General features: G+C 54.0%; 11 protein-coding genes, 2 tRNA genes and 4 rRNA genes. 7 read left to right on the plus strand and 10 right to left on the minus strand.

Annotated elements, in window-relative coordinates; genetic code table 11:
- The first annotated feature begins 2 nt into the window (after positions 1–2).
- From ES815_RS07555 to ES815_RS07580, 6 genes are all read left to right on the plus strand, one after another.
- Positions 3–3,116: an efflux RND transporter permease subunit gene (locus ES815_RS07555; protein ID WP_142487309.1), complete on the plus strand. Its 3,114-nt coding sequence runs from the start codon at positions 3–5 to the stop codon at positions 3,114–3,116.
- Positions 3,117–3,434: 318 nt separating this feature from the next.
- The gene (locus tag ES815_RS07560; protein ID WP_142487310.1) at positions 3,435–3,656 is read left to right on the plus strand and encodes a lipoprotein; all 222 of its coding nucleotides are present in this window, start codon (positions 3,435–3,437) and stop codon (positions 3,654–3,656) included.
- Between the two features lie 418 nt (positions 3,657–4,074).
- Positions 4,075–5,100: an amino acid ABC transporter substrate-binding protein gene (locus ES815_RS07565; protein WP_142487311.1), complete on the plus strand. Its 1,026-nt coding sequence runs from the start codon at positions 4,075–4,077 to the stop codon at positions 5,098–5,100.
- 68 nt (positions 5,101–5,168) lie between these two features.
- Positions 5,169–6,350: an amino acid ABC transporter permease gene (locus ES815_RS07570; RefSeq protein ID WP_142487312.1), complete on the plus strand. Its 1,182-nt coding sequence runs from the start codon at positions 5,169–5,171 to the stop codon at positions 6,348–6,350.
- Positions 6,351–6,359: 9 nt separating this feature from the next.
- A complete protein-coding gene (locus ES815_RS07575) occupies positions 6,360–7,463 on the plus strand; it encodes an amino acid ABC transporter permease (RefSeq protein WP_142487313.1) in 1,104 nt (367 codons plus the stop codon).
- A gap of 7 nt (positions 7,464–7,470) precedes the next feature.
- Positions 7,471–8,229: an amino acid ABC transporter ATP-binding protein gene (locus ES815_RS07580; RefSeq protein WP_142487314.1), complete on the plus strand. Its 759-nt coding sequence runs from the start codon at positions 7,471–7,473 to the stop codon at positions 8,227–8,229.
- A gap of 99 nt (positions 8,230–8,328) precedes the next feature.
- Here the strand turns inward: ES815_RS07580 and rrf (ES815_RS07585) are convergent.
- From rrf (ES815_RS07585) to ES815_RS07610, 6 genes are all read right to left on the minus strand, one after another.
- Positions 8,329–8,444, minus strand: a 5S ribosomal RNA gene (rrf, locus tag ES815_RS07585).
- Between the two features lie 38 nt (positions 8,445–8,482).
- Positions 8,483–8,558 (minus strand) — tRNA-Thr (locus ES815_RS07590).
- 14 nt (positions 8,559–8,572) lie between these two features.
- Positions 8,573–8,688, minus strand: a 5S ribosomal RNA gene (rrf, locus tag ES815_RS07595).
- Positions 8,689–8,782: 94 nt separating this feature from the next.
- Positions 8,783–11,688 (minus strand): 23S ribosomal RNA (locus ES815_RS07600).
- A 210-nt stretch (positions 11,689–11,898) separates the two neighbouring features.
- Positions 11,899–11,973 (minus strand) — tRNA-Glu (locus tag ES815_RS07605).
- 87 nt (positions 11,974–12,060) lie between these two features.
- A 16S ribosomal RNA gene (locus ES815_RS07610) occupies positions 12,061–13,602 on the minus strand.
- The 16S, 23S and 5S rRNA genes sit together here with 2 tRNA genes alongside, the layout of an rRNA operon.
- A gap of 471 nt (positions 13,603–14,073) precedes the next feature.
- On the opposite strand from ES815_RS07610, the gene ES815_RS07615 reads away from it, so the two are divergent.
- Positions 14,074–14,628: a gamma carbonic anhydrase family protein gene (locus ES815_RS07615; RefSeq protein WP_142487315.1), complete on the plus strand. Its 555-nt coding sequence runs from the start codon at positions 14,074–14,076 to the stop codon at positions 14,626–14,628.
- Here the strand turns inward: ES815_RS07615 and ES815_RS07620 are convergent.
- Genes ES815_RS07620 through ES815_RS07635 form a run of 4 tightly spaced genes read right to left on the minus strand, consistent with a single transcriptional unit; the run spans position 14,604 to position 16,791 of the window.
- Positions 14,604–14,852: a DUF1488 domain-containing protein gene (locus ES815_RS07620; RefSeq protein WP_142487316.1), complete on the minus strand. Its 249-nt coding sequence runs from the start codon at positions 14,850–14,852 to the stop codon at positions 14,604–14,606. The genes ES815_RS07615 and ES815_RS07620 overlap by 25 nt on opposite strands.
- Positions 14,849–15,667 carry a shikimate dehydrogenase gene (gene aroE, locus ES815_RS07625; protein WP_142487317.1) on the minus strand — a complete coding sequence of 273 codons (819 nt, stop codon included), beginning with the start codon at positions 15,665–15,667 and terminating at the stop codon, positions 14,849–14,851. Before aroE ends, ES815_RS07620 begins: the two co-directional genes overlap by 4 nt.
- A gap of 4 nt (positions 15,668–15,671) precedes the next feature.
- Positions 15,672–16,244, minus strand: a complete 573-nt coding sequence (gene tsaC, locus ES815_RS07630; protein ID WP_142487318.1) for an L-threonylcarbamoyladenylate synthase type 1 TsaC — start codon at positions 16,242–16,244, stop codon at positions 15,672–15,674.
- Positions 16,237–16,791, minus strand: coding sequence for a type I DNA topoisomerase (locus ES815_RS07635; protein WP_142487319.1), 555 nt, complete (start codon positions 16,789–16,791; stop codon positions 16,237–16,239). The genes tsaC and ES815_RS07635 overlap by 8 nt, the downstream gene beginning before the upstream one ends.
- Positions 16,792–16,796: the final 5 nt, after the last annotated feature.

A 16,796-nucleotide genomic window follows, 5' to 3' on the forward strand; every position in this document is an offset into this window, starting at 1 on the left:
GCATGGCCAACTTCTTTATTCAGCGCCCGGTTTTTGCGTGGGTTCTTGCCATCATCCTGATGATTGCGGGCGGGCTGGCGATCCTGAAGCTGCCGATCGCCCAGTATCCCACCATTGCCCCGCCTGCCGTGGCGATCTCGGCGACCTACCCCGGCGCTGACGCGCAGACGGTGCAGGATACGGTGACCCAGGTGATCGAGCAGAACATGAACGGCATCGATAATCTGATGTACATGTCCTCCACCAGCGATTCGGCGGGCAGCGTGACCATCACCCTGACCTTCCAGTCGGGTACCGACCCGGATATCGCCCAGGTTCAGGTGCAGAACAAGCTGCAGCTGGCGATGCCGCTGCTGCCGCAGGAAGTACAGCAGCAGGGGATCGGCGTGGAGAAATCGAGCAGCAGCTTCCTGCTGGTAGCGGGCTTCGTCTCGGACAATAAGGACCTGAGCCAGGACGATATCTCTGACTATGTGGCCTCTAACGTCAAGGATGCCATCAGCCGCACCTCCGGCGTGGGGGATGTGCAGCTGTTTGGCGCGCAGTATGCGATGCGTATCTGGCTGGATGCGAATAAGCTGAACGCCTATCAGCTGACGCCGCTGGACGTGATCAATCAGCTCAAAACCCAGAATAACCAGATTGCCGCCGGTCAGTTGGGCGGTACGCCGTCGGTGCCGGGCCAACAGCTCAACGCCTCGATCATCGCCCAGACGCGCCTGAAAACCGCCGAAGAGTTTGGCAACATCACCCTGAAGGTCAATCAGGACGGGTCGATGGTGCATCTGAAAGATGTGGCCCGGATTGCGCCCGGCGGTGAAAACTACAACATGGTGACCAAAATTAACGGCCAGGCGGCGACCGGGCTGGGGATCAAGCTCGCCACCGGTGCCAACGCGCTGGATACCGCTGCGGCGATCAAAAGCAAACTGGCGCAGCTGCAGACCTTCTTCCCGCAGGGGCTGAAGGTGGTCTACCCCTACGACACCACGCCTTTTGTGAAGATCTCCATTCATGAAGTGGTGAAGACGCTGTTTGAAGCCATCATTCTCGTCTTCCTGGTGATGTACCTTTTCCTGCAAAACCTGCGGGCTACACTGATCCCGACCATCGCCGTGCCGGTGGTGCTGCTGGGCACTTTCGCGATACTGGCGGCGTTTGGCTTCTCCATCAACACCCTGACCATGTTCGGCATGGTGTTAGCGATAGGTTTGCTGGTGGATGACGCCATCGTGGTGGTGGAGAACGTCGAGCGCGTGATGGTTGAGGAGAAGCTGCCGCCAAAAGAGGCAACGCAAAAATCGATGTCGCAGATCCAGGGGGCGCTGGTCGGCATCGCCATGGTGCTGTCGGCGGTGTTCATCCCGATGGCCTTTTTCGGTGGTTCTACCGGGGCGATTTATCGTCAGTTCTCCCTGACGATTGTCTCCGCGATGGCGCTTTCCGTACTGGTGGCGCTGATCCTCACCCCAGCGCTGTGCGCCACCCTGCTTAAAGCGCCGGGCGAGCATCATGAGCACAAAGGCGGCTTCTTCGGCTGGTTTAATGCCCTGTTCGACAGGAGCGTGGCGCACTACAGCAACAGCGTCAGCCATATTCTGCGTAAGACCGGCCGCTACCTGGTGGTCTATGTCCTGATTGTCGGCGGCATGGCGGTACTGTTCCTGCGCCTGCCGACTTCGTTCCTGCCAGAAGAGGACCAGGGCGTCTTTATGACCATGGTGCAGCTCCCGGCGGGCGCCACCCAAACCCGCACTCAGCAGGTATTGGATCAGGTTGAGCACTATTATCTCACCACCGAAAAAGCCAACGTCGAGTCGGTCTTTACCGTTAACGGCTTCAGCTTCAGCGGCCAGGGGCAAAATGCCGGCGGGGCGTTTATCAGCCTTAAACCCTGGGAGGAGCGCCCGGGTGCCGCTAACAGCGTTGGGGCCATCGTCAGCCGTGCCACGCGGGCCTTCAGCAAGATCAAAGATGGGCTGGTTTTCCCGTTTAACCTGCCCGCCATTATCGAACTGGGTACCGCGACAGGTTTTGACTTTGAGCTGATTGACCAGGCCAACCTGGGTCATAACCAGCTGACGCAGGCCCGAAACCAGCTGCTGGGCATGATCAAAGCCCACTCCGATCTGCTGGTTCGCGTGCGGCCTAATGGTCTGGAAGATACGCCGCAGTTTAAGCTGGATATCGATCAGGAAAAGGCCCAGGCGCTGGGAGTTAGCGTGTCGGACATCAACCAGACCATCTCTACCGCCCTGGGGGGGACCTACGTTAACGACTACATCGATCGTGGCCGGGTGAAGAAAGTTTATGTCCAGGCGGATGCGCAATTCAGGATGCTACCCGAGGATATCAATCGCCTGTATGTTCGCAGCGCCAGCGGTGAAATGGTGCCGCTTTCGGCATTCAGCCAGTCGCACTGGATCTACGGTTCGCCGCGCCTCGAACGCTATAACGGTACCCCGTCCATGGAGATCCTCGGTGAGGCCGCGCCAGGGAAAAGTACCGGTGAAGCGATGGTGTTAATGGAGCAACTGGCGGCGAAGCTTCCTACAGGTATTGGTTACGACTGGACGGGGATGTCATACCAGGAGCGGCTGTCAGGCAACCAGGCACCCGCCCTGTACGCCATCTCGCTGGTGGTAGTGTTCCTCTGCCTTGCTGCACTCTATGAGAGCTGGTCGATTCCGTTCTCGGTGATGCTGGTGGTGCCCTTAGGGGTGGTAGGTGCCCTGCTGGCCGCATCCCTGCGTGGGCTGAATAACGATGTCTATTTCCAGGTGGGTCTGCTCACCACTATCGGCCTGTCGGCAAAGAACGCCATTCTGATCGTCGAGTTTGCCAAGGACCTGATGGAGAAAGAGGGGAAAGGCATTGTTGAAGCCACGCTGGAGGCATCCCGCATGCGCCTGCGTCCGATCCTGATGACCTCGCTGGCGTTTATTCTCGGCGTGATGCCGCTGGTCATCAGCCACGGAGCTGGCAGCGGCGCGCAAAACGCCGTCGGTACCGGGGTGATGGGCGGCATGCTGTCGGCCACCCTGCTGGCTATCTTCTTTGTGCCGGTCTTCTTTGTGGTGGTTCGCAGACGCTTTACGCGTCATCAGGAACAGTAATCGATAAAGGCGCTTCGGCGCCTTTATTTATGATAATAAACAAAAAATTCGTTTTACCTATATATTCTTCTTATTAATTAGCACGCCAATGAATTGTTTGCTTGCGATTTTTAACTTGCACATTTAATCAATCCGCCTCCCTTATCTCTCCATAATTGGCATGCGTAAGAAGGATTCCTCCATCTTTTTTACAATCCAAATAATTTGAGATTATTCACTCTTCATGGCTGTTTTTAAGCGGTGGTAATATAGCCATCAGCTTTGCAGAAGACCTTACTGACTATATCGCAAAGTTAGATTTCATTTTGAGGTAACACCATGAAAAGATTCATTTCGGTTGCACTCCTTACCGCGTTACTTGCGGGCTGCGCGCACGACTCTCCGTGCGTACCGACATACGACGATCAAGGCCGACTGGTTCATACCAATACCTGTATGAAAGGGACCACACAGGACAACTGGGAAACTGCAGGGGCGATAGCCGGTGGCGCAGCAGCTGTTGCAGGCCTGACGCTGGGCATCATTGCCGTGTCTAAGTAATCCGGAAAGCGCGAATTCGTTCGCGCTTTTGCTTTTTCCGATTTAGGTTAATAAATAAACCTGCATTTACTCACATCTTTTTGCTGTTTTATTTTCTTTTCAATCCAGCGACGTGATGTTATTCACAGCTTGCTGACTTCTAATATTCACGCCATAAAACGCCCCTTAAATTCCTCTTTTCTTAATCAGACTTTTGCTCTGATTTGTGGCGCAGGTTGTAATTTCGCACCATTTCAGGGCGCTTGATTTAATTATCACTGTCTACACTCTGCTTTACGCGTTGCGTAATCGTTTATTACGTCAAATGCAAAACCTGGCATCGCGTTTGCTTTATTAACGTCGGCCACAGCCACAGACAGGTTAAAGCGTTTATAAGCGCTTCACTATAACGATAATTTTTCGCCACACAGGATGCATTATGAAAAAGATGATGATGGCCAGCCTCGCCGCTGCAGGTGTGCTTGTTGCAATGACCGGCCAGGCTCAGGCGGGTGCGACTCTGGATGCCGTTAAGCAGAAAGGTTTTGTGCAATGTGGGATCAGCGACGGTCTGCCGGGTTTCTCTTACGCAGATGCCAACGGTAAATTCTCCGGTATCGATGTCGACGTGTGCCGTGGCGTTGCTGCCGCGGTATTAGGCGACGACACCAAAGTGAAATATACCCCGCTGACGGCGAAAGAGCGTTTTACCGCCCTGCAATCCGGCGAAGTGGATATGCTGTCGCGTAATACTACCTGGACCTCGTCCCGTGATACCGGTATGGGCATGTCCTTTACCGGCGTGACCTATTATGACGGCATTGGCTTCCTGACCCACAATAAAGCAGGCCTGAAGAGTGCAAAAGAGCTGGATGGCGCGACGGTCTGTATTCAGGCAGGTACTGATACCGAGCTGAACGTCGCGGATTACTTCAAAGCCAACAACATGAAATATACGCCAGTCACTTTCGACCGCTCTGACGAATCCGCCAAAGCGCTGGAATCGGGCCGCTGCGACACCCTCGCTTCGGATCAGTCCCAGCTGTACGCGCTGCGGATCAAGCTAAGTAATCCGGCAGAGTGGATCGTTCTGCCGGAAGTGATCTCCAAAGAGCCGCTGGGGCCGGTGGTACGCCGCGGAGATGAGGAGTGGAACTCGGTTGTGCGCTGGACGCTGTTTGCCATGCTCAACGCAGAAGAGATGGGCGTCAACTCGAAGAACGTCGATGAGAAAGCCGCCAATCCATCCACACCGGATATGGCCCACCTGCTGGGTAAAGAAGGGGATTACGGCAAGGATCTGAAGCTGGATAACAAATGGGCGTACAACATCATTAAAAAGGTGGGGAACTACGCTGAGATCTTCGAGCGCAACGTCGGCTCTGAAAGCGCGCTGAAGATCAGCCGCGGTCAGAATAACCTCTGGAACAATGGCGGCATCCAGTACGCACCGCCAGTACGCTAAGCAGCTTGCTGTAACGGGCACTGCCGGTGCGGTGCCCAGTCCAGAGTCATGGTTACCCGAGGTTTTTTATGTTCCATCGCCGCTTAGCCCTGAAAGGAGCCCTCTCCTTTTCCAATCCTGCGGTTCGCGCCTGGCTGTTCCAAATCCTCGCCGTTCTCGCTGTCCTGGCCGTCGCGATCTACCTGTTCCATAACACGGTTATCAACCTGAGCACACGCGGCATTACTTCGGGCTTTGCCTTCCTTGACCGCAGTGCGGGATTTGGCATCGTTCAGCATTTAATTGATTACGATGAAGGGGATACTTACGGCCGCGTATTCCTGGTCGGCCTGATGAATACCCTGCTGGTCTCCGGGTTATGCATTGTTTTTGCTTCTCTGCTGGGCTTTTTCCTTGGGCTCGCTCGCCTGTCTGATAACTGGCTGCTGCGTAAGCTCTCCACATTTTATATCGAGACCTTCCGTAATATCCCGCCGCTGCTGCAGATCTTCTTCTGGTATTTCGCCGTATTGCGCAATCTGCCCGGGCCACGTCAGGCGGTGGATGCGTTCGATCTGGCTTTCTTAAGCAATCGCGGTTTGTATATACCAGCACCGCAGATTGCCGAAGGGATGCTGGCGCTGCTGGCGGCTCTGGGATGTGTGGCGGTGGTCTCAGTCGGGCTGTTCCGCTACAACCGCATGCATCAGATGAAAACCGGGCAGCTACGGCGCACCTGGCCTGTCTCGCTGGCCTTGCTGGTGATCCTTTCGGGTCTGGCGCACGGGATTGTGGGCCCGGCGATGCACTGGGATGTGCCGCATTTACAGGGCTTTAACTTCCGCGGCGGCATGGTGTTGATCCCGGAGCTGGCCGCTCTGACGCTGGCACTCTCGATCTACACCTCGGCCTTTATCGCAGAGATTATTCGCGCCGGGATCCAGGCCGTACCTCATGGTCAGCATGAAGCCGCCCGCTCACTCGGCCTGCCGAATCCGATCACGCTGCGTCAGGTCATTATCCCCCAGGCTCTGCGGGTCATCATTCCGCCGCTGACCAGCCAGTATCTCAACATTGTGAAGAACTCATCCCTTGCGGCTGCGATTGGCTATCCAGATATGGTTTCTCTGTTTGCCGGCACCGTCCTTAACCAGACGGGCCAGGCCATCGAGACTATCGCCATCACCATGTCGGTCTACCTGATTATCAGCCTGACCATCTCCCTGCTGATGAATATCTATAACCGTCGCATCGCCCTGGTTGAACGCTAAGGAACCATGATGACAAAAGCCGTCTTGTCTCACCCTGCGCGTCCGGCCACTACCGGCAACGGGCGCATTATTCTCTGGGCACGTAAAAATCTGTTCTCCAGCTGGAGCAACAGCCTGCTCACCCTGTTCTGCTTCTGGCTGATGTGGGAGCTGATCCCGCCGCTGCTCAACTGGGCGTTTCTGCAGGCTAACTGGGTCGGCACCACCCGCGCCGACTGTACGAAAGAGGGAGCCTGCTGGGTCTTTATTCATCAGCGCTTCGGCCAGTTTATGTATGGGCTCTACCCGCACGACCAGCGCTGGCGCATCAATCTTGCGCTGCTCGTCGGGCTGCTCTCCATTATCCCGATGTTCTGGAAAGGAATGCCGCAGCGGGGACGGTACATCGTCTGTTGGGCGGTGGTCTATCCGCTTATCGTCTGGTTCCTGCTGTATGGCGGGATGCTGGGACTTGAGCGGGTGGAAACCCGGCAGTGGGGTGGTCTGACGCTGACGCTGATCATCGCCTCGGTCGGGATCGCCGGCGCATTGCCATTAGGCATTTTGCTGGCACTGGGCCGCCGCTCAACCATGCCGGTCGTTCGCGTCCTCTCGGTGATTTTTATTGAGTTCTGGCGCGGCGTTCCGCTGATCACGGTGCTGTTTATGTCTTCAGTGATGCTGCCGCTGTTTATGGCGGAGGGCACTACCATCGACAAACTGCTCCGCGCCCTGGTTGGCGTCATTCTTTTTCAGTCTGCCTATGTGGCTGAAGTCGTACGCGGTGGGTTACAGGCGCTGCCTAAGGGCCAGTACGAAGCCGCCGAATCGCTGGCGCTGGGGTACTGGAAAACCCAGGGATTAGTGATCCTGCCGCAGGCGCTAAAGCTGGTCATCCCCGGGCTGGTGAACACCATTATCGCGCTGTTCAAAGACACCAGTCTGGTGATTATCATTGGATTATTCGATCTTTTCAGTAGTGTGCAGCAGGCTACCGTTGACCCGGCGTGGCTCGGTATGTCGACAGAAGGCTATGTTTTTGCAGCACTTATCTACTGGATTTTTTGTTTTAGCATGTCGCGCTATAGCCAGCATCTGGAAAAGCGCTTTAACACCGGGCGTACACCGCACTGAGGAACCTATGAGCCAGATAACTATGACCCCCACTGACGCGATGATTACCCTGGATAATGTGAATAAGTGGTACGGGCAATTTCACGTTCTGAAAGACATTAACCTGAAGGTGAAACAAGGCGAGCGTATTGTTCTTTGTGGGCCTTCAGGCTCGGGTAAATCCACGACTATCCGCTGTATTAACCATCTGGAAGAGCATCAGCAGGGACGGATCGTTGTTGATGGTATCGAGCTGAACGATGATATCCGTAACGTGGAGCGTGTTCGCCAGGAAATCGGCATGGTTTTCCAGCATTTCAATTTATTCCCGCACCTGACCGTGCTGCAGAATTGCACCCTGGCGCCCATCTGGGTGCGTAAAATGCCGAAAAAGGAAGCGGAGGCGCTGGCCATGCACTATCTGGAACGCGTACGCATTGCAGAACATGCCCATAAATTCCCGGGGCAGATCTCAGGTGGGCAGCAGCAACGCGTGGCGATCGCCCGCTCTCTGTGCATGAAACCTAAAATTATGCTGTTCGATGAGCCCACTTCAGCCCTGGATCCGGAGATGGTGAAAGAGGTTCTGGATACCATGATAGGGTTGGCAGAATCGGGAATGACAATGCTCTGTGTGACGCATGAGATGGGTTTCGCCAGAACCGTAGCGGATCGGGTGATCTTTATGGATCGCGGGGAAATCGTCGAGCAGGCACCGCCGGAAGAGTTCTTCTCCCACCCGAAATCAGAACGTACGCGCGCGTTTTTATCCCAGGTTATTCACTAAATACCCTGCCCGGTGGCGCTTTGCGCCCCGGGTCTGGCATTTTTTGTCGCGCAAACGCAAAAAGGCCATCCTTCCGGATGGCCTTTTCACTTGTTTGATGTCTGGCAGTTCCCTACTCTCGCATGGGGAGACCCCACACTACCATCGGCGCTACGGCGTTTCACTTCTGAGTTCGGCATGGGGTCAGGTGGGACCACCGCGCTACAGCCGCCAGACAAATTCTTTTCTAAGCGCCGAACTTTAACCTAAAAACTGGTGCTGATACCCAGAGTCGAACTGGGGACCTCACCCTTACCAAGGGTGCGCTCTACCAACTGAGCCATATCAGCACACTTAATTTGATGCCTGGCAGTTCCCTACTCTCGCATGGGGAGACCCCACACTACCATCGGCGCTACGGCGTTTCACTTCTGAGTTCGGCATGGGGTCAGGTGGGACCACCGCGCTACAGCCGCCAGGCAAATTCTGTTGTTCACCCCGCCCGCAGGCGCAGTGACTAATCTGTATCAGAGCTGAAAATCTCTCAAATCCGCCGAAACAGCTTCGGCGTTGTAAGGTTAAGCCTCACGGTTCATTAGTATCGGTTAGCTCAACGCATCGCTGCGCTTACACACCCGACCTATCAACGTCGTCGTCTTCAACGTTCCTTCAGGACTCTCAAGGAGTCAGGGAGAACTCATCTCGGGGCAAGTTTCGTGCTTAGATGCTTTCAGCACTTATCTCTTCCGCATTTAGCTACCGGGCAGTGCCATTGGCATGACAACCCGAACACCAGTGATGCGTCCACTCCGGTCCTCTCGTACTAGGAGCAGCCCCCCTCAATTCTCCAGCGCCCACGGCAGATAGGGACCGAACTGTCTCACGACGTTCTAAACCCAGCTCGCGTACCACTTTAAACGGCGAACAGCCGTACCCTTGGGACCTACTTCAGCCCCAGGATGTGATGAGCCGACATCGAGGTGCCAAACACCGCCGTCGATATGAACTCTTGGGCGGTATCAGCCTGTTATCCCCGGAGTACCTTTTATCCGTTGAGCGATGGCCCTTCCATACAGAACCACCGGATCACTATGACCTGCTTTCGCACCTGCTCGAGCCGTCACTCTCGCAGTCAAGCTAGCTTATGCCATTGCACTAACCTCCTGATGTCCGACCAGGATTAGCTAACCTTCGTGCTCCTCCGTTACTCTTTAGGAGGAGACCGCCCCAGTCAAACTACCCACCAGACACTGTCCGCAACCCGGATTACGGGTCTACGTTAGAACACCAGCCATTAAAGGGTGGTATTTCAAGGATGGCTCCACGCAGACTGGCGTCCACGCTTCAAAGCCTCCCACCTATCCTACACATCAAGGACCAGTGTTCAGTGTCAAGCTATAGTAAAGGTTCACGGGGTCTTTCCGTCTTGCCGCGGGTACACTGCATCTTCACAGCGATTTCAATTTCACTGAGTCTCGGGTGGAGACAGCCTGGCCATCATTACGCCATTCGTGCAGGTCGGAACTTACCCGACAAGGAATTTCGCTACCTTAGGACCGTTATAGTTACGGCCGCCGTTTACCGGGGCTTCGATCAAGAGCTTCGCGTTGCCGCTAACCCCATCAATTAACCTTCCGGCACCGGGCAGGCGTCACACCGTATACGTCCACTTTCGTGTTTGCACAGTGCTGTGTTTTTAATAAACAGTTGCAGCCAGCTGGTATCTTCGACTGATTTCAGCTCCACCCGCAGGGGCTTCACCTACATATCAGCGTGCCTTCTCCCGAAGTTACGGCACCATTTTGCCTAGTTCCTTCACCCGAGTTCTCTCAAGCGCCTTGGTATTCTCTACCTGACCACCTGTGTCGGTTTGGGGTACGATTTGATGTTACCTGATGCTTAGAGGCTTTTCCTGGAAGCAGGGCATTTGTTGCTTCAGCACCGTAGTGCCTCGTCATCACACCTCAGCGTTAACAAGGTTCCGGATTTACCTGGAACCTCCGCCTACATGCTTAAACCGGGACAACCGTCGCCCGGCCAACATAGCCTTCTCCGTCCCCCCTTCGCAGTAACACCGAGTACAGGAATATTAACCTGTTTCCCATCGACTACGCCTTTCGGCCTCGCCTTAGGGGTCGACTCACCCTGCCCCGATTAACGTTGGACAGGAACCCTTGGTCTTCCGGCGAGCGGGTTTTTCACCCGCTTTATCGTTACTTATGTCAGCATTCGCACTTCTGATACCTCCAGCATGCCTCACAGCACACCTTCAACGGCTTACAGAACGCTCCCCTACCCAACAACACATAGTGTCGCTGCCGCAGCTTCGGTGCATGGTTTAGCCCCGTTACATCTTCCGCGCAGGCCGACTCGACCAGTGAGCTATTACGCTTTCTTTAAATGATGGCTGCTTCTAAGCCAACATCCTGGCTGTCTGTGCCTTCCCACATCGTTTCCCACTTAACCATGACTTTGGGACCTTAGCTGGCGGTCTGGGTTGTTTCCCTCTTCACGACGGACGTTAGCACCCGCCGTGTGTCTCCCGTGATAACATTCTCCGGTATTCGCAGTTTGCATCGGGTTGGTAAGCCGGGATGGCCCCCTAGCCGAAACAGTGCTCTACCCCCGGAGATGAATTCACGAGGCGCTACCTAAATAGCTTTCGGGGAGAACCAGCTATCTCCCGGTTTGATTGGCCTTTCACCCCCAGCCACAGGTCATCCGCTAATTTTTCAACATTAGTCGGTTCGGTCCTCCAGTTAGTGTTACCCAACCTTCAACCTGCCCATGGCTAGATCACCGGGTTTCGGGTCTATACCCTGCAACTTAACGCCCAGTTAAGACTCGGTTTCCCTTCGGCTCCCCTATACGGTTAACCTTGCTACAGAATATAAGTCGCTGACCCATTATACAAAAGGTACGCAGTCACACCACAAGGGTGCTCCCACTGCTTGTACGTACACGGTTTCAGGTTCTTTTTCACTCCCCTCGCCGGGGTTCTTTTCGCCTTTCCCTCACGGTACTGGTTCACTATCGGTCAGTCAGGAGTATTTAGCCTTGGAGGATGGTCCCCCCATATTCAGACAGGATACCACGTGTCCCGCCCTACTCTTCGAGTTCACAGCAAGTGTATCTTCGTGTACGGGAGTATCACCCTGTACCCTGCGACTTTCCAGACGCTTCCACTGACACACATGCTGATTCAGACTCCGGGCTGCTCCCCGTTCGCTCGCCGCTACTGGGGGAATCTCGGTTGATTTCTTTTCCTCAGGGTACTTAGATGTTTCAGTTCCCCTGGTTCGCTTCGTTAAGCTATGTATTCACTTAACGATAGTGTGACGAGTCACACTGGGTTTCCCCATTCGGAAATCGTCGGTTATAACGGTTCATATCACCTTACCGACGCTTATCGCAGATTAGCACGTCCTTCATCGCCTCTGACTGCCTAGGCATCCACCGTGTACGCTTGGTCGCTTAACCTCACAACCCGAAGATGTTTCACTTCATGATTGCGAAAATTTGAGAGACTCTGACACACCGCTTATCTGTTCCTGTTTCGGAGAACAGACACGGCGTGTCGTTTCAATTTTCAGCTTGATCCAGATTTTTAAAGAGCAAATATCTCAAACATGACTTAACAGTCAGTTTTGAGATACTGATTGGTTGTGCCTTTCACTCACACCCAGCAAGTGGCGTCCCCTAGGGGATTCGAACCCCTGTTGCCGCCGTGAAAGGGCGGAGTCCTAACCGCTAGACGAAGGGGACACGATGTGTCGCGACTTCGCAGCCGTCTTGCTCGTTACTTTTCATCAGACAATCTGTGTGAGCACTGCAAAGGCAGGTTCTTTAAGGTAAGGAGGTGATCCAACCGCAGGTTCCCCTACGGTTACCTTGTTACGACTTCACCCCAGTCATGAATCACAAAGTGGTAAGCGCCCTCCCGAAGGTTAAGCTACCTACTTCTTTTGCAACCCACTCCCATGGTGTGACGGGCGGTGTGTACAAGGCCCGGGAACGTATTCACCGTAGCATTCTGATCTACGATTACTAGCGATTCCGACTTCATGGAGTCGAGTTGCAGACTCCAATCCGGACTACGACGCACTTTATGAGGTCCGCTTGCTCTCGCGAGGTCGCTTCTCTTTGTATGCGCCATTGTAGCACGTGTGTAGCCCTACTCGTAAGGGCCATGATGACTTGACGTCATCCCCACCTTCCTCCAGTTTATCACTGGCAGTCTCCTTTGAGTTCCCGGCCTAACCGCTGGCAACAAAGGATAAGGGTTGCGCTCGTTGCGGGACTTAACCCAACATTTCACAACACGAGCTGACGACAGCCATGCAGCACCTGTCTCAGAGTTCCCGAAGGCACCAAAGCATCTCTGCTAAGTTCTCTGGATGTCAAGAGTAGGTAAGGTTCTTCGCGTTGCATCGAATTAAACCACATGCTCCACCGCTTGTGCGGGCCCCCGTCAATTCATTTGAGTTTTAACCTTGCGGCCGTACTCCCCAGGCGGTCGACTTAACGCGTTAGCTCCGGAAGCCACTCCTCAAGGGAACAACCTCCAAGTCGACATCGTTTACGGCGTGGACTACCAGGGTATCTAATCCTGTTTGCTCCCCACGCTTTCGCACCTGAGCGTCAGTCTTTGTCCAGGGGGCCGCCTTCGCCACCGGTATTCCTCCAGATCTCTACGCATTTCACCGCTACACCTGGAATTCTACCCCCCTCTACAAGACTCTAGCCTGCCAGTTTCGAATGCAGTTCCCAGGTTGAGCCCGGGGATTTCACATCCGACTTGACAGACCGCCTGCGTGCGCTTTACGCCCAGTAATTCCGATTAACGCTTGCACCCTCCGTATTACCGCGGCTGCTGGCACGGAGTTAGCCGGTGCTTCTTCTGCGAGTAACGTCAATTGCTGCGGTTATTAACCGCAACACCTTCCTCCTCGCTGAAAGTACTTTACAACCCGAAGGCCTTCTTCATACACGCGGCATGGCTGCATCAGGCTTGCGCCCATTGTGCAATATTCCCCACTGCTGCCTCCCGTAGGAGTCTGGACCGTGTCTCAGTTCCAGTGTGGCTGGTCATCCTCTCAGACCAGCTAGGGATCGTCGCCTAGGTGAGCCATTACCCCACCTACTAGCTAATCCCATCTGGGCACATCTGATGGCAAGAGGCCCGAAGGTCCCCCTCTTTGGTCTTGCGACGTTATGCGGTATTAGCTACCGTTTCCAGTAGTTATCCCCCTCCATCAGGCAGTTTCCCAGACATTACTCACCCGTCCGCCGCTCGTCACCCAGGGAGCAAGCTCCCCCGTGCTACCGCTCGACTTGCATGTGTTAGGCCTGCCGCCAGCGTTCAATCTGAGCCATGATCAAACTCTTCAATTTAAGTTTGATGCTCGTGAATTAAACTTCGTAATGAATTACGTATGTTCACTCAGAGACTTGGTATTCATTTATTGTCCGAAGACATTAAGAATCCATGTCACTTTGAGTGCCCACACAGATTGTCTGATAAATTGTTAAAGAGCAGTGCAACGCGGCTTTCGCTCACCGTTGCGAGGTGGCGTATATTACGCTTTCCTCTTTCAGAGTCAAGCGTTTATTTTCGCTTTTCTCTTCAACCGACCCGGCTGTTTGTGTGAAGTGATTCACATCCGCCGTGTCGATGGAGGCGCATTATAGGGATCCCAGTTTTTAGCACAAGCATTTTTTCGATCTTTTCTGCTGACTGTTCTTTTTTCGTTCTTTTCGCCGAAATCCCACGCGATCCGCTCAAATAATGACGCAATTCTCCCTTGATCAAGCCGAATAATAGGATCACAGTCTTCTCTATAATGCTCATTAGTAGAGGTTGATATGTCCGCAGTACTCCGTCCCTATAAAGATCTTTTCCCTAAACAAGGCGATCGCGTCATGATCGACAGCAGTAGCGTGGTCATTGGCGATGTCCGAATGGACGATGACGTCAGTATCTGGCCCCTGGTCGCTATACGCGGCGATGTTAACTATGTCTCTATTGGCGCACGCACCAATATTCAGGATGGCAGCGTACTGCATGTCACCCATAAATCCTCTTATAACCCCGAAGGCAATCCACTGATCGTTGGCGAAGAAGTAACTGTCGGCCACAAAGTGATGTTGCACGGCTGCACGATTGGCAATCGCGTTCTGGTGGGTATGGGATCGATTTTGTTGGATGGGGTAGTAGTAGAAGATGAGGTGATGATTGGTGCCGGGAGTCTGGTGCCGCAAAACAAACGGCTGGAAAGTGGCTTTCTCTATTTAGGCAGTCCGGTAAAACAGATCCGCCCCCTGACGGAAGCGGAAAAGGAAGGTCTGAAGTATTCAGCCAATAACTATGTTAAATGGAAGAATGACTATCTGGATCAGCAGAGCCAGAACCATCCCTGATCGTCTTCTTCGCCCGCGCGAATCACATCGCTGGCTTCTTCTTCCAGATCCCAGCGATGTTCGCGAAAAAGATCCAGTGGAAGACCGTCGCCAAAACGACGCACCAGCGTTGCCCCTTCAATAGCACACATCATTTGCATGCCATGCACCAGAGCGGGAAAACAGACGGCCAGCTTTTCATCGTCCCACGTTTCCCGATCCGGAAACTGGATCGCCTGATTCATACTGACAGTTCCTGTTTAAGCTTTTCAATAACCGGATCTACTGCAGGCAATACACCGTGCCACAGCATTACGGCATGTGCGGCCTGCCCCACCAGCATCCCCAGCCCATCAGCGAGATGTTTTGCGCCTTGCTGTTCACACCAGTTCAGAAAAGGCGTTTTGCCCTTTTGGTAGAACATGTCATAGCAGTGAACCTGCGCGTTAACTAATGAAGAGGGAATGGCGGGAACGTCGCCAGCAATACCGCTTGAGGTTGCATTAATGATCAGATCAAATTCATGCCCGCTCAGGTCGTCCATGGCTACTGCGTGAATACTGCCGGTATGGGCAAACAGGGTGGCCAGCTCTACCGCACGAGAATAAGTACGATTGGTAATGGTCACTGCGCAATCCAGCGAGAGCAGCGGGAGGATCACCCCACGCGAAGCACCACCCGCACCGATCAGCAGAATACGTGCGCCAGGTTTGATAAATGACAGGCGTTCCAGATCGCTCAGTAAGCCAATACCGTCCGTGTTGTCCCCCAGAATCCGACCATCTTCAAGCCGCTTAAGGGTATTCACAGCGCCTGCCAGGGACGCACGCTCCGTTAACTCATCGGCGCGCTCGAATGCCTCCTCTTTAAAAGGCACGGTGACATTGGCACCTTTTCCGCCACCAGCAAAGAAGCTATCCAGCGTCGTCACAAAGGCATCAACAGGCGCAAGCACACGACCATATGGGTGCTCGATCCGCAGCTGCTGCGCAAACTGCTGATGTATAAACGGTGACTTGCTGTGAGCGATTGGATTACCAAAAACGGCGTATGCTTCCATTTGATTACCCCTGGCGAAAACGTTCGCCGGTCAAAGCATCACGGATTTCTGACGGATTCAGGCGGCCACCGGTTTCACCGATAACCACAGGGAAATCGTCACCAAACTGCGCCAACACCTCTTCTGAAGTGCGGCAAGGAGGCAAGCCCGTCAGATTGGCGCTGGTAGAGACCAGCGGTTTACCAAAACGATTACAGAGTTCGATCACCAATGGATGGTCTGTCACGCGAACGGCGAGTGAATCAAACCGTCCCGTCAGCCAACGCGGCGTTGTTGGCAGAGCCGGGAATACAAAGGTCACAGGACCCGGCCAGGCCGCAAAAATGGTCTCACGCTGCGCTGACGTCAACGTGGAATCATCAATATAAGGTTTAAGCTGTTCGAAACAGGCGGCGATGAGAATCAGCCCTTTTTCAACCGGTCTCTGCTTGAGTGTTAACAGGCGCGTTACGGCAATTTCGCTGTCGGGATCGCATCCCACCCCAAAAACAGCTTCTGTTGGATAAGCGATGACGTCTTCGTTATTCAGTACGTCCACCGCATGCGCAATGGAGCCTGATTGCAGGTTATTATTCACTTTTTTGATCCGCCGAAACCGGCTTTCCACATTGTTTACTGGCGCAAAAAAGCTTCGTGCCTTGCGCCGTTTTCTTCTCGATAAGTAGCGGGTAGTGGCACTCAGGACAACTCCCCGCCACCGGTTTGAAATTGGTAACGAACTGACATTCAGGATACCGATTGCAGGAGTAGAATGTCTTACCATAACGTGAACGCCGTTGAACAAGATGGCCGCTGTCGCATTGCGGACAGGCTAAGGCTGTTTCATCGGGTTTATCAATTTGTTCAGTGTGATCGCATTCAGGATAGCGGCTGCAGCCGATAAACATGCCGAAACGGCCCTGACGTAGCGCCAGATCGCCGCCACATTGCGGGCATGCCTGTCCCTCCAGAACTTTAACAATATGCCCATCCGCCTGGCTTTTCAGGGGACGGACATAATCACAGTCTGGATAATGTGAACAACCGAGAAACGGCCCGTGCTTACCGGACCGGATAACAAGCTCTGCCCCGCACTGCGGGCAGGGCTCGTTTTTATGCACCGTAAATAGTGCTGATTTGGCCATAACAA

The organism is Leclercia adecarboxylata, from assembly GCF_006874705.1.
Classification (GTDB): Bacteria; Pseudomonadota; Gammaproteobacteria; order Enterobacterales; family Enterobacteriaceae; genus Enterobacter; species Enterobacter adecarboxylatus_C.

What these genes read in the sequence shown, in the direction of transcription:
- ES815_RS07565 (WP_142487311.1), top strand. Translation starts at nt 4,075, where the DNA reads ATGAAAAAGATGATGATGGCCAGCCTCGCCGCTGCAGGTGTGCTTGTT.
- ES815_RS07555 (WP_142487309.1), top strand. Translation starts at nt 3, where the DNA reads ATGGCCAACTTCTTTATTCAGCGCCCGGTTTTTGCGTGGGTTCTTGCC.
- aroE (WP_142487317.1), bottom strand. Translation starts at nt 15,667, where the DNA reads ATGGAAGCATACGCCGTTTTTGGTAATCCAATCGCTCACAGCAAGTCA.
- ES815_RS07575 (WP_142487313.1), top strand. Translation starts at nt 6,360, where the DNA reads ATGACAAAAGCCGTCTTGTCTCACCCTGCGCGTCCGGCCACTACCGGC.
- ES815_RS07635 (WP_142487319.1), bottom strand. Translation starts at nt 16,791, where the DNA reads ATGGCCAAATCAGCACTATTTACGGTGCATAAAAACGAGCCCTGCCCG.
- ES815_RS07560 (WP_142487310.1), top strand. Translation starts at nt 3,435, where the DNA reads ATGAAAAGATTCATTTCGGTTGCACTCCTTACCGCGTTACTTGCGGGC.
- ES815_RS07570 (WP_142487312.1), top strand. Translation starts at nt 5,169, where the DNA reads ATGTTCCATCGCCGCTTAGCCCTGAAAGGAGCCCTCTCCTTTTCCAAT.
- ES815_RS07580 (WP_142487314.1), top strand. Translation starts at nt 7,471, where the DNA reads ATGAGCCAGATAACTATGACCCCCACTGACGCGATGATTACCCTGGAT.
- ES815_RS07620 (WP_142487316.1), bottom strand. Translation starts at nt 14,852, where the DNA reads ATGAATCAGGCGATCCAGTTTCCGGATCGGGAAACGTGGGACGATGAA.
- ES815_RS07615 (WP_142487315.1), top strand. Translation starts at nt 14,074, where the DNA reads ATGTCCGCAGTACTCCGTCCCTATAAAGATCTTTTCCCTAAACAAGGC.